General features: G+C 67.2%; 13 protein-coding genes and 1 pseudogene. 7 read left to right on the top strand and 7 right to left on the bottom strand.

Annotation, left to right across the window (positions count from 1 at the left end):
* The first annotated feature begins 385 nt into the window (after positions 1-385).
* Together ACIP94_RS30535 and ACIP94_RS30530 are read left to right on the top strand one after the other, a co-directional pair.
* A complete protein-coding gene (locus ACIP94_RS30535) occupies positions 386-634 on the top strand; it encodes a hypothetical protein (protein ID WP_402432741.1) in 249 nt (82 codons plus the stop codon).
* Positions 635-684: 50 nt separating this feature from the next.
* Positions 685-1263: a hypothetical protein gene (locus ACIP94_RS30530; RefSeq protein WP_402432738.1), complete on the top strand. Its 579-nt coding sequence runs from the start codon at positions 685-687 to the stop codon at positions 1261-1263.
* Positions 1264-1624: 361 nt separating this feature from the next.
* On the opposite strand, the gene ACIP94_RS30525 is transcribed toward ACIP94_RS30530, so the two are convergent.
* Positions 1625-1801 (bottom strand): hypothetical protein, encoded by a 177-nt coding sequence (locus ACIP94_RS30525; protein WP_402432921.1) that lies wholly within the window; start codon positions 1799-1801, stop codon positions 1625-1627.
* Between ACIP94_RS30525 and ACIP94_RS30520 the strand changes: the two genes are divergently transcribed.
* The gene (locus tag ACIP94_RS30520) at positions 1725-1961 is read left to right on the top strand and encodes a hypothetical protein (RefSeq protein ID WP_402432899.1); all 237 of its coding nucleotides are present in this window, start codon (positions 1725-1727) and stop codon (positions 1959-1961) included. The genes ACIP94_RS30525 and ACIP94_RS30520 overlap by 77 nt on opposite strands.
* A 367-nt stretch (positions 1962-2328) precedes the next feature.
* On the opposite strand, the gene ACIP94_RS30515 is transcribed toward ACIP94_RS30520, so the two are convergent.
* The 3 genes from ACIP94_RS30515 to ACIP94_RS30505 form a co-directional block, all read right to left on the bottom strand.
* A complete protein-coding gene (locus ACIP94_RS30515; RefSeq protein WP_402432736.1) occupies positions 2329-3246 on the bottom strand; it encodes an NADP-dependent oxidoreductase in 918 nt (305 codons plus the stop codon).
* A gap of 300 nt (positions 3247-3546) precedes the next feature.
* Positions 3547-3930 carry an MmcQ/YjbR family DNA-binding protein gene (locus tag ACIP94_RS30510; protein WP_402432733.1) on the bottom strand — a complete coding sequence of 128 codons (384 nt, stop codon included), beginning with the start codon at positions 3928-3930 and terminating at the stop codon, positions 3547-3549.
* Positions 3931-4093: 163 nt separating this feature from the next.
* On the bottom strand, positions 4094-4741 hold the full coding sequence (locus ACIP94_RS30505; RefSeq protein WP_402432730.1) for a nitroreductase family protein: 648 nt from the start codon (positions 4739-4741) through the stop codon (positions 4094-4096).
* 1132 nt (positions 4742-5873) lie between these two features.
* On the opposite strand from ACIP94_RS30505, the gene ACIP94_RS30500 reads away from it, so the two are divergent.
* A complete protein-coding gene (locus tag ACIP94_RS30500) occupies positions 5874-6551 on the top strand; it encodes a TetR/AcrR family transcriptional regulator (protein WP_402432727.1) in 678 nt (225 codons plus the stop codon).
* A 17-nt stretch (positions 6552-6568) separates the two neighbouring features.
* On the opposite strand, the pseudogene ACIP94_RS30495 reads toward ACIP94_RS30500, so the two are convergent.
* A pseudogene (locus tag ACIP94_RS30495) lies at positions 6569-6711 on the bottom strand (IS481 family transposase); the annotation flags it as partial.
* Positions 6712-7287: 576 nt separating this feature from the next.
* Between ACIP94_RS30495 and ACIP94_RS30490 the strand changes: the two are divergent.
* Genes ACIP94_RS30490 through ACIP94_RS30480 form a run of 3 tightly spaced genes read left to right on the top strand, consistent with a single transcriptional unit; the run spans position 7288 to position 8925 of the window.
* The gene (locus ACIP94_RS30490; protein WP_402432724.1) at positions 7288-7887 is read left to right on the top strand and encodes a sulfite oxidase-like oxidoreductase; all 600 of its coding nucleotides are present in this window, start codon (positions 7288-7290) and stop codon (positions 7885-7887) included.
* Positions 7857-8600: a ferredoxin reductase gene (locus ACIP94_RS30485; RefSeq protein ID WP_402432721.1), complete on the top strand. Its 744-nt coding sequence runs from the start codon at positions 7857-7859 to the stop codon at positions 8598-8600. Before ACIP94_RS30490 ends, ACIP94_RS30485 begins: the two co-directional genes overlap by 31 nt.
* 13 nt (positions 8601-8613) lie before the next feature.
* Positions 8614-8925: a DUF6510 family protein gene (locus ACIP94_RS30480; protein ID WP_402432718.1), complete on the top strand. Its 312-nt coding sequence runs from the start codon at positions 8614-8616 to the stop codon at positions 8923-8925.
* Between the two features lie 336 nt (positions 8926-9261).
* Here the strand turns inward: ACIP94_RS30480 and ACIP94_RS30475 are convergent, their stop codons facing one another.
* Together ACIP94_RS30475 and ACIP94_RS30470 are read right to left on the bottom strand one after the other, a co-directional pair.
* The gene (locus ACIP94_RS30475; RefSeq protein ID WP_402432715.1) at positions 9262-9882 is read right to left on the bottom strand and encodes an RraA family protein; all 621 of its coding nucleotides are present in this window, start codon (positions 9880-9882) and stop codon (positions 9262-9264) included.
* A gap of 744 nt (positions 9883-10626) precedes the next feature.
* Positions 10627-11208: a sigma-70 family RNA polymerase sigma factor gene (locus tag ACIP94_RS30470; protein WP_402432712.1), complete on the bottom strand. Its 582-nt coding sequence runs from the start codon at positions 11206-11208 to the stop codon at positions 10627-10629.
* Positions 11209-11848 lie beyond the last annotated feature (640 nt).

The raw sequence follows: 11848 nt of genomic DNA, 5'->3' as shown, positions 1-11848 counted from the left end.
CCTCACGGTCAGAGGATTGCCGACGTGCCGCCCCGTACGCGCACCCTCGAGATGTCGCCCGGCCAGATCCGTACTGGGGTGATGTCGGTCATGGAAGCACAGGCCTCATCGAGTGGCGACCGCCATGCCGCCGCGCTTCCTCACCGAGTCCTCGGGAGCCGTTCCGTCGGAACTGAGGCCTCGCGTGCGAGAGAATCACGGACTTGCCTACTGGTGCGCGGACAACATCGGTACAGCCGCCACCGTGGGCGGCTGTACCGAGGCCGATTCGAGCGACGCAGTACCACTGCATCAACGGGGCGGAGGTCCACTCCAGCCACTTCCGAACCGATTCCCCGCGACTTCCCGCCTCAACAGCGAGGACCTGATCACGCGTCAGATCTATGTGCAAGCCGACAAGAACGAGCAGCTGCGCCAGGAGCGCTCCAGCCACCAGATCGACGCCGGCACCGAACACCAGCACCTGTCCCCGCCGGAGATCCAGCTCGAACTCTGCATGGGCCCGCTCCGGCAGCGCCGACACGACTCGACGCCCGCCGGAATCCCGGCTCTTCCCACGTGCGCCCTGCTTCCCACCGTGCATGCTGCGGGCGACCTTCGACGTGTGCCCAGCATGGCGGCTGCGCCCGTTTGATCCGATGGGCACGACCCCCGAGAGAGTTCGGCCTTCCTGAAAGCAGCCAGATGCTCCAGCCACCGGCCGAGTCGCTCCACTGGCAGCCCGGCTTTCCCGTCGACGCACGACGGACGCCGGCCGCTCTGCGCCGCGGCAACCACGATCCCACCCACCGCGTCACGCCCGACCGGGCCCTCTGGCGCACCGCGCTCACTTCCACAGGGCCGGTCAGCTATCGAATCCGGCAACAGCGGCTCGATGACCTGACCATCGACGCCTGGGGCCCCGCGGCCCGGGAGCTGGTGGAGACCGTCCCGACCGAACTCGGCGCTGGGGATCACCCTGAGCTGTTCCGGCCCGACCACCCCTTTCTCAAGCGCGCGCTGCGCCGGATGCCCGGCCTGCGCGTGCCGTGCACCGGGCGGCTGTTCGAAGCGCTGGTCCCGGCGATCATCGAGCAGCGCGTCGTCGGTCTGGACGCCCACGCCGCCTTCGCACGCCTCGTGCGGGCGCACGGCACCGAACCCCCCGGCCCCGCCCCGCCCCGCAGGGCATGCGCCTGCCACCGACCCCAAAGGGGTGGTAGTCGGTTGCCGGTTGGGGGTGGCGCCAGGCTGGCGTCGACCTACACCGCTCCCGCACCGTGATCCAGGCAGCCCAGCACGCTGCTCGCATCGACCGGTCCTCGGGCGATCCCGGGCGTGCCCACGCGCTCCTGGCCAAGCTGACGGGTATAGGGCCTTGGACCGCCGCCCAGGTCGGCCACCGCACGCTCGGGGGCGCCGACGCTCTCCCCCTCGGGGACCACCACCTCGGCCGGATGACGGGTGCCGCCCTGCTCGGCCGTCGCTTGGACGACAGCGAGATCGAGGCTTTCTACGAGCCCTTCCGCCCGCACCGCTACCGGGTCTTCCGCCTGATCGAACTCACTCCCCGCTCGGCCCCCCGCCGCGCGCCCGGGCACCGCGTGCAGGCCCCCTGCACCGAAGAGGTCCCGGCTCCGGTACCTCACCAGCTGATACCCGCCGCGGCCGGGAGGTGGTCTCTGCCGTCGGCCGAGAGGACCCAGGAGCGGTGCGGGTCCACGCCGCGGAGGAGGATCTGGTCGATGCGGACCACCGCGAAAGACGCGAACCCTTTCCCCTTGCCCTCGGGGTTGCGCCTGACGACGACTTCGATCCCCAACAGTGCGCCGCGGATGACCTGGCAGCCTGGAGTGACACTTGGGCGTCAGCTCGCCTTCATGAACTGCCACCGCAGCACCGCGTTCCGCCCCGGCGCCGAACGGGACACAGCCTACCGGGAGTTCTCCTCCGTGCGCGCAGCTGCTCAAGCAGTTCCCTGAGTTCGCGGCTTGCGGCCTCCCCGACGACGCCGAGAAGTTGCTCGGACTGGATCGGGGCGCATACCAGGTGATCGTCGTCGTAGACGCACACGGACCCCTTCGGGGGCGGCGGCGTCGAGCCCCTGTCAGGGCCGACTCGCGGATGTTTCCCCGCTCGGTCTCCGCCAGCGTCGAGAAGCCTGCGAACAGCAGCTTGCCGTGCCCGCTGGGTTCTACATTCCAGCGGGGGGACCGGCGAGCATCTCCAGCACCAGGCCGTAGGCCAGATGGTCGGCGCGCGCGGTGAGTTCGGCGGCGTCGCGGCCGAGCCGCTTCACCTCGTGCACCGTGAGGAAGACCCGCCAGTCGGACTGTGGCCATCCACTCCCTACGGGCGTACGCGGATGACTGTCTTCCCGCTGCGTCGCGTGCTCGGGTTAAGGGCACCAATCGCATCATCGAAGCTCGCGACGTCACCGATGTGTGTCCGCAGCCGTCCGTCCCGCACCCGCCGCACGATCTCACCCAGTTCGGTGCGATCGGCCTCGACAACGAAGTCCACCGCCAGGCCGTCCGTGGGCCGCGCCTCGACTGGGCCGACGACGGACACCAGCGTTCCTCCTGCCTTGATCAGGGCAGCGGACCGCCTCTGAACGTCGCCACCGATGACATCGAAGACCAGATGAACGCCCCCGACGTCTTTCAGCGCGTCGTTCTCGAGGTCGACGAACTCATGCGCGCCGAAGTCGAGTGCCTTCTCACGGTCGGCGGCGCGTCCGGTGCCGATGACGTAAGCGCCGGCCTCACGCGCGAGCTGGGTCACCATCGTCCCGACTGCCCCGGCCGCGCCATGGGCGAGGACGGTCTGGCCGGCCTGAAGGCGGCCGTGCTGGAACAGCCCCTGCCACGCGGTCAGACCTGAGATCGGCAGGGACGCGCCTACCGTGAAGTCGACGTCGCCGGGCAACGGTGCGAGGTTGCGTGCTTCGATCGCCACGTACTCCGCAAGGGTGCCGTCGCGGTGCCAGTCGGCGAGGCCGAACACCCGCTGCCCGACCGACAGCCCTGTCGTGCCGTAGCCGAGGGCGGTGACCACTCCGGCCAGCTCGTGGCCGGGGATCGACGGTGTCCTGTCACGGCCGGCGCGATCGGTCCAGGTCGATGGCCACTCCATCTCAGTCGGAACGAAGCCCGATGCATAAACCTGAACGATGACGTCGTTGATCGCTGCGGACGGCTCAGGTCGCTCCGTGAGCGTCATCCCTGCCGTTCCCGCTGCTTGGTCGGTCACCACAATGGCTTTCATTAAGATTGTCCCCTTCCTCGTATGAGCTCGTAACACGGTCATGAGCGGTGCTTCCCCAGTCGAGTCCAGGAGATGATGCTGCAGGCCAATGAGCCGCGTGCATCGTGAACTCGCAGGTCATGGGTCTGGTATGCGTGGCGGTTCGGGTACTTGCGCCCGGCGGGGGCGGATCGCCAGCGCCCTGTCGCGCGCTCTGTCGAATCGCCAGCGCCGTGTCGCGCGCTCTGTCCTGGAGCTTCTCGCTGTCCTAGAGCTTCTCGCTGTCCTGGAGCTTCTCGCCGCTGATGGGTATGACGAAGGTCAGGCGCGGCGGCCGTAGGTGCGCGGATCCACAGACTGCTCCACCTTGGGAAGCCCGCCGACCACGAGACGGTAGGAGTCGATCACGAGCTCCTTCACCAGCTTCTCGTCGATGGTGCCCCCGCCTTCCGCCGTGATCCAGTGCTTCTTGTTCATGTGATAGCCGAGGGTAATGTCTGCATGCTGCTGACGCAGCGCTGCGGCGTCGTCCGGATCAGCTTTCAGGATCACGACGGGGCGCCCCGGCATGTTAGTCATGAGCATGAAGACCTTGCCGTGCACCTTGTAGACCTTCCAGTCGGGGCCGAAACGATGCTCCAGGTCGACGCCGGGCAGTCCCACAGCGCAGTCGCCCGCGATCTTCTGCAGCTCCTGTCCGTCCAAGGTGATCAACTCCTCTATCGATCCCAATGCCCTGACCCGTACGGCCAGGGCCCAAGGTGGCGTCTCCCGTTTGGCCGCTACGAGCGACGGCGCCCGCACGCCGGCAAGGTCAGATCGTGTTACGAGCTCCATGTGTTGTGGGTTCTGGTTCCCGGGTGGATGTTTAGAGGAAGGTGAACAGCTGGTCGGCGTCGAATCGCGAGATCGGCGTGGTGTACACCCTCTCCGGGTCGGGGTAACCGAGGGCCAGCAGCACCGTCGTGCTGTGTCCGGTCTCGCGGATCTTGAACGCCTTGTCGACACTTGTCGGGTCGAACCCCTCCAGCGGTGTGGCCTCGACGCCGAGCTCAGCGGCCGCCATCATGGTCAGGCCCACCGCCATGTAGGTCTGCTTCTCCATCCAGTGGTTCAGGTCCTTGTAGCCGTAGTTGCGCAGGTTGAGGAAGTCTCGGGTCATGGATTCCCACAGCTCCTGCTTCGACGGGTCAGGGAACCGGCCGTCGGCCCTCTCCTTCGTGAACACCGCCTCGAGGTGGCTGTCGGGCAGATCGGCCCGGGTGGTGAGGATGATGGTGTGCGACGCGTTCAGGATCTTCTCGGCGTTGTCCTGGAATCGTTCGCCCAGGTTGTCGGCGAGCCGCTCTTTCCCTTCGGGCGTGGTGAGAACGTAGAAGTGGTTGGGCTGTACGTTCACCGATGTCGGCGTGGAGCGCAGGAACCTCAGCAGCTGCTGAAGGGTCTCCTCCGGAATGGTCTTGCTGGGGTCGAAATACCTGGTGAGGTGCTTGTTCATGAGCTTGTCGAGATTCATGCGAATGTGCCTTCTTCTTGCAATGAGTGGGTGAGGAGCGGTGGTTCGCGGGGTTTGGGCTAGTTCGCGCGGCGGGCAAGCAGGTCGCTGATGCGCTCGAAGCTGATTCCTGTCGTCGCGGCGGTGAGGTCACCCGCGACGAGAGCCTTGGTGGCCTGTTCGAGTGCCTCCATTGCGTGGGTGTAGAGCGCTGGACCCACACTGATGCGCTTGACCCCGGACCTGCACCGCCACCGTGACGATCGCCAGGACCTGCGAATCGGTGTACCCGGCGCCTCGCACAGCCGCGAGGCTTGCGTCGCTCACCTGACCGCGGCTCGCCACCACCTGTTGAGCGAAACGAGCGACCGCGGCGCGCTTGGGGTCGATCGAGCTCCCGGCCCGGGGCAAGTCGATGTCATCGCTCGACATGCCACCGAACTCGGACGATACGTACCTGTGTATCGCCAGCTTTGCAGGGTCGTGACGACCTCGAGAGCGGTCGGGTTCGACGCGAGAGTCGCGAAAATGTTGGGGACGAAGCCGAACCGTGCGCCCACGTTGTCGAGGATGCGCTTCGTTCCGTCGGGGACGTCGTCATGAGAGAACGTTCAGTCGTGACATGGCGCAGCAACCTCCGGTGAGTGTGTAGTGGTCAGCGTCGAGCCCAAGTCGGTTCTTACTGCTCCAGAGCCCGGTCTTCGTCGCGGCCGTGAACACTGCCGCCTTTTTGGGCTTGCCAGCCCACTTACTTCTGCAGTTAACGCTACTCGACTCTGGGCTGTCAAGCCCAGTTTGAGAGAAGCGTGGTACGCACTACGGGAGCTCGGATGCCTCGCAAGCTCACTTGCAAGGGCTAGGCGACGCAGTTTCGTCCTGGCAGTCATCGCGTGAGAGGCCGAGCGCACCCTCGTGCTCCATCGGAGTGAGCACATCGCATACTTCGACGGCCCCCAGCGGTCCGCTCATGAAGGGGCTGCACACGCGAGTGGCCCCGGACGCGGACGACGCGGGCATCCTGGACGTCGCCTATCCGACCCTCGACAGCCCTGGCCCTTCGGCGGCGAGGGCACCGGACCGAGGGAGCCAGGAAAAAGGACCTTGAGGTCCTTTCTCTGGTCCTGCTACCGTCCGGGCAGGTAACCTGACCGACGTGGCGGAACAGGCGCGCGAGAAGAGTGGCTCCCGGCTGACTGAGCGAGGGCGGGCAACCCGCGAGCGCATTCTGAGGGCCGCTGCCGACATGATGCACGTCAGAGGAGTCGCCATGACCACCCTCGACGACGTCAGGGCGGCCAGCGGAACGAGTAAGTCGCAGCTATACCGCCACTACCGCGACAAGGAAGCGTTGATGCGTGACGTCGTCGCGCTGCAGGCCGCCGAAGTGCTGGAACGGCATCAACGACACCTGCAGCGCCTCAACTCCATCCGTGGGCTGGAGCGCTGGAGGGACGCAGTCGTCGAACGGAATGCCCTGCACAACGGGGCCTACGGCTGCCCGCTTGGATCCCTGGCGAGCGAGCTGGCCGACCAGGACGAGGAGGCCCGCAAGGCGATCGACCGGCACTTCACCGTCTGGCAGGGCCTCATCGAGGCGGGGCTGGTCAGGATGAGGGACTCCGGGGTGCTACGGCCGGACGCAGACACTCAGGCGCTCGCCACAGGCCTCATGGCCGCCCTGCAGGGCGGGTACCTCCTGTCCCAGACCGCTCGGGACGTACACCCGATGCGAGTCGCACTCGACATGGCGATCGCCCACGTCAGGACATTCGCGGCAGCTCCCGAGGACCGCAGCGGCCGAAGCCTCGAAGATGGGGAGTCGGCCCGCTAGGTGTCTTGACCTGAAACGTGGATGTAGTCGTAGCCGGTGGTGCGGCGGCGGCCGGGCAGGCGGCACGGTCGTGGACCCGCCCCCCTCCGCCGCCGGAGATGCGACCGAGCTTCTTCACGGCCACGTGAACCAGCTCGCCGGGCCGGCTGCGTTCGTAGCGGCGGTGCCCTGCCCCTGGTCCGATCCAGGAGGGCCAGGCGGTTCAGGCCGTGCCGGGCGAGAGTCCCGTGGGCGGTCGAGACGGGCAGGCCCAGGATCGGCCCGATCCGACCCGCGCCCAGCTCGCGCTCCTGCCGCAGGCGGCATTACGGCGGACACGAAGACCTCCATGCCATGCGTTCCGAGTCAGCTCCACCACAACGGAGGTCTTCGCCATGGTCAAGCCTGACCGGCGTTGACAACGCTCGTGATCAATACAGCTAGTGCGTCGGCGGCGGGCGAAGCCGCGGCGGTGTCATACACGGCGTTCCTGCGGGAGCGTTGGCCGCCGAGCTCGAACCCAGTCCGAACGCGCTGTACAAGGCCATCTTCGACGCGCGCAGGAAGTTGCGCGCTCAATTGGCGGCCGCCGGGCACTTCGACTGACTGCGCAATCTCTGGACCGACGTCGCGCCGAAGGCCAGAGGTGCGGCTGAGGGCTGTGGGAGAGAAGGAAGACAAGAGGCGCGTGTTCCTCGTCGCTGATACTTTTTAGGGGCGCTAGCCCTGCTTACGACGAGCCGATTGGACGGCCAGCATGGCGATCATCTCGCGCGGTTTTCACGGCCGTCGGCCGCCCGCCGACAGGAAGCTGCCACCCGGACAGTACGAGACCACGGGCTTTCCGGTCCTCTCGGCCGGGCCCACGCCGCGGATAGGCACAGACAAGTGGGAGCTGTCCGTCACCACGGAGACCGGGATGCGGCACGACTGGGACTGGGCCGCCCTCACGAAGCTGCCGTCGGAAACCCCGACGGCAGACCTCCACTGCGTGACCAAGTGGTCGAAATTCGGCACCCGGTGGCAGGGGGTGTCTTTGGACGTCCTGCTCGCCGATGTCGAGACGGCTGCCGAGTACGTCCTCGTCTCCTCCTACGGGGGCTACACCACGAACCTCCCGCTGGAGGATCTTCTGGACGGCAAGGCCTGGATCGCGTACGGCTACGACGGCCGGCCGCTCGCTCCCGAGCATGGCGGTCCGGCCCGACTGCTCGTCCCGCACCTCTACCTCTGGAAATCCGCGAAGTGGGTGCACGGACTGGAGTTGCGGGAGAACGACATCCCGGGGTTCTGGGAGAGCGCCGGATACCACAATTACGGAGACCCGTGGCAAGAACAGCGGTATCGAGGAGACTAGGCGACCGGCTCCGATGGAGGGTCGCCGAGGTGATAGAACGTCGCGCTGAGTCCGCGACGGCCGTCACGCTGGTGCTGGAGGTGCCGGAATGGCCCGGCCATCTGGCAGGCCAGCATGTGGACATCCGGCTGACCGCGGAAGACGGCTACAGCACACAACGCAGTTACTCCATCGCTTCGGCCCCGGACGGAACGCGCCTGGAACTGACAGTGCAGCGCGTCGTTGAGGGCGAGGTCTCTCCCTACCTGGTCGACGAGCTCAGGCCCGGCGACCAGCTGGAACTGCGGGGACCGGTCGGAGGCTGGTTCGTCTGGCAGCCGGAGCAGCAAGAACCGATCCTGCTCGTGGCCGGAGGCTCCGGGCTGGTGCCGCTGATGTGCATGATCCGATCGCGGCGTGCAGCCGGCAGCCGGGTTCCCTTCCGGGCGCTGTATTCCCTGCGATCGCCGGCCGAGCTGCTGTACGGGCCAGAAATCCGCCAAGGAACACCAGGGGTCGACGTCACACGCATCTACACCCGGGAAGCGCCACAGGAGTCCGCGCGCCCCCCGGGCCGCATCACACCCGACGACCTGGTACGCCACGGATGGCCACCGGACTTCGCGCCCACCTGCTACGTCTGCGGACCCACGGCATTCGTCGAGAAGGCAGCTGCCTACCTGGTGCTCCTCGGACACGACCCCGAGCGAGTCCGCACAGAGCGCTTCGGCTGAGGAGAGGACTGAGATGACGGCAGGCACACCGGCAGCCACTGGTATCCCACGCGACGCAGAGGGCGGCTACATCGACGGCAACGCGCTGGCCGGCCCTCTGGCCGAACTCTTCGCGGTCGACCTGACGGCAGCGACCAGCCAGTGCGCGCACTGCAGCAACACAGGGGCCGTTGCGCTCCTGCACCTATACCGCCAGGCACCGGGACTGGTAGCCCGCTGCCAGCAGTGCGGACAGGTCATGCTACGTCTGGTGCGCGCACCGGAGACCGTCTGGCTAGACATGAGCGGCATCACAGTACTGTCGATCCCCGTCGGCGCCGACTGAGCCACCCATGGCCTCCCCTGCGGATGGCACGCCGTCGGCGCGGCAAGCTCGGTGGTGCCCGCCACGACGGAAAGCGGGGCCGCTGGTAGCTGGTGGGCCACCGCTCGGATTTGTCACCTCAAGCGGAACCTGGGGCTACTGGAAACGGCCGTCGAAGCAAGGTACCGCTCCTCAGGTCGGAGAACCGAAGGGCGACGACTGCTTCCCCTTCCACCACCCAGCGCAGATCGTAGGACGCTTGGTAGGAGGGCGGCCAGAAGGAGCAGAAGCACCCGGGGCCTCCAGCAGCCGCCACTTCCCGCGGGCCTGCGCCGTTACTCGCCTGGCTGCGCCTGTTCACCTCATGCCCTTCGCGGCCTCCGCTTCCTCGGCTGAGATGTCCTCGGCGATGGAAAGCACCCGCCGCAGGCTGGTGGAGGGAATCACGACGCCACCGGCGCTGTCCATGTAGATGTAGTCACCGGGACTCACGCAGACACCGGAAATCTCAACAGCCACAGCGCAGGCGTAGGGCATCACCGTGTCACCGCCCCATCGGACCGCCTCCCCCCTGCACCAGGTGGCGAAGCTGTAGCCACGCAACTGGCCGAAGTCACGTAGTCGGCCGTCGGCGAGGACGCCGGCCAGCCCTGTGCTGTCTGCTCTGGCAAGCTTTGTGCCCCCGCCGTGGGACACGTCGGCGTGCCCTCCGCTGGAGAGCACGAGCACCTGGCCCGCCACGGGCGGGTTGCCGAGTGCTTCGTAGAAGTAGTACCGGAAGTCATGGCCCTCTGCTACCAGGTCCTCGCGGTAGGGGAGATAGGAGATGGTGGCTGCAGGCCCGAAGAGACAGCGGAGAGGGTCGGGGCTCGACATGGCGGGTATATGCGCTCGGTGGCCGTGGACCCGGTTCATGGCGTCGACGAGCGTGGCGCACCCCAGGCGGGCTGCCTTCTGAGCCGGTGTCTCGTCCCCCATCAGCTTCCTCTCTCAAAGAGCCATGGGCTGTCCGGCGTACCGCCGGGGCGCCGTCAGGTCCTCGGCCGGCCAGAGCAGCGTGAGGGCTGCGCGTGCCCGGCTTTCTGCATGCTGTGTGCCAGAGCCTCCGTCCGCCGAGCCGGGACCCGAACCGCCGGCACTCCTCCGCGGTGGCCACTGACGAATAGGTATGCCAGAGAACTGCGCCCAGCAGGTGAGGGTTCTTACTGTCACTCGCCCTTTCAGTGTCACGTGCACAGGCGTGCTGGGCACCTTGGCCACCGTGCTCGCCCCGGTGCCCTGTCACGGCCGCGTTGCGTCCTCATGCTCCTATGCCGATCAGGCTGCTTGCCGAAGGAAGTCCTGGTGAGTGCCGATGTGGGCGTCGTTGAGGAGGGCGCGGTAGACGACGTCGGAGAGTCGCCGTCGCAGTGCGCGTATGGCTTCGGTGCTGGTGTTGCCCGCTTCCTTGCGTCGCTGAAGTAGGCGCGGGCATCGGGATGGGCCAGCCCGGCAGGTCCAGTGTCAGGGTGACGGCCGTCGCCGACTCCACGCGCCGACCCGTTACCTCGGCGGTCCGCCATCGGAGCCGGTCGCCTAGTCTTCCTGCTACCACTGTTCTCGCCACGGCGCGGGCTACCACAGGTGCAGGTGCAGGACCAGCAGCCGAGCGCCCGGGACGTGTGGGGCCGCGCTGCAAACCGCCTGGTCAGCGCTGCCCGTGCCGACGTAGTCACCGCTGCATCAGCCCGCGGCACTGAGATGTCCGCTGGCTATCAGCTGAGCTCGCAGTTTCTTACGGGCGTCGAACATCGCCTTGTAGAGCGCGTTGCGGTTCGTCTCCAACTCACTGGCCAGCGCTTCCAGGGGGACTCCGTTGACGACGGCGGTGAACACCTGCCGCTGGCGGGCGCTCAGTGTCTCGATTGCGTCACGCACGGCTTCGACCAGCTCTCGCGCCTGCCAGTGGCTGACGGGGTCGATACCGGAGCGGTCGGGCACTTGCGCCCATTCGTCCAAGTCGATCCGGGCATTTGAAACACGCCAGAAATGGCGGCCCAGCTTGCTGGACACCTCAAGCACGACGAATCGGAACGCCCATGTGGTGAACCTGGCGTCGCCTCGAAATTCCCGGATTTTGCGTGTGATCCTCATCAGTGCGTCGGCGGCCGCCTGGTGGGCGAGATCGTTCAGCTCGGGCCCGGTAATCCGGTAACGAGGACCCCGGCGAAACACTTCATCCATGGCAATGCGCACCAACATTTCGTGCAGCCGCGTGCACGCCTGCTCGTACTGCGGCCCACGGCCGTCCTCGAGCGCGTCCACCCAGGCAGCGGATTCCGGGTCGAGTTGCCCTCGGCCCTCGGCGGGCCGTGCTGCCGGGGCGCTACCGCTGCTTCCGGCACGTCCGTCTGGAGCCGAGTGGCACATTCTTTTGACATCCGCAGAGCGCATGGCCTTCAATCCTCAGGTCAATCCCGTACCGACAAGCCAATCACGAGACTCATCTACAGGCCGTCTACGCGAAGTCGCTGTTTTATTTCGCCGTGCGCGCATCCCGAGATTTCACGGACGGGGGGTTTTCGGCGTATTCGATGAGCAAGTCGCGCGCGTCGCGGGGCGCGCCTTCCCGTACTGTCTCGACTGGCTGGTGAGCAGGCCGGCCCACGCGGGACCGCGACCTCCACCCCGGTGGCGGGCGGTCACGCTGTGTGCAGCCCGGGCGGAAGCCGGCGTGCGGCGTCAGCCCGCTCCGGACAGTCCAGGGGCTTGGCACCCGGCCCGGCTCCTCCGCAGCGGGCCCGGCGACTGGTCCGGGTGAGCGGGTGGGTCCGACCGGCCTCAACGCCTACCGAGGCTGCTTGACGCGTCCGACCTGGCAGCCGCTGCCGGGCCGAAAGTGCAGGAAGCGCGTATACCGTCCCGGCGACGCCGGGTCCTCCGTGGATGCGCCTGCCCTGGGCGG

The organism is Streptomyces sp. NPDC093261, from assembly GCF_044753645.1.
Classification (GTDB): Bacteria; Actinomycetota; Actinomycetes; order Streptomycetales; family Streptomycetaceae; genus Streptomyces.
This window is presented reverse-complemented; position numbering and strand designations above follow the sequence as displayed.

Coding starts and splice junctions, on each gene's coding strand:
- ACIP94_RS30530 (WP_402432738.1), top strand. CDS start 685: ATGCTCCAGCCACCGGCCGAGTCGCTCCACTGGCAGCCCGGCTTTCCC.
- ACIP94_RS30520 (WP_402432899.1), top strand. CDS start 1,725: ATGCGGACCACCGCGAAAGACGCGAACCCTTTCCCCTTGCCCTCGGGG.
- ACIP94_RS30515 (WP_402432736.1), bottom strand. CDS start 3,246: ATGAAAGCCATTGTGGTGACCGACCAAGCAGCGGGAACGGCAGGGATG.
- ACIP94_RS30505 (WP_402432730.1), bottom strand. CDS start 4,741: ATGAATCTCGACAAGCTCATGAACAAGCACCTCACCAGGTATTTCGAC.
- ACIP94_RS30490 (WP_402432724.1), top strand. CDS start 7,288: ATGGCGATCATCTCGCGCGGTTTTCACGGCCGTCGGCCGCCCGCCGAC.
- ACIP94_RS30480 (WP_402432718.1), top strand. CDS start 8,614: ATGACGGCAGGCACACCGGCAGCCACTGGTATCCCACGCGACGCAGAG.
- ACIP94_RS30475 (WP_402432715.1), bottom strand. CDS start 9,882: ATGGGGGACGAGACACCGGCTCAGAAGGCAGCCCGCCTGGGGTGCGCC.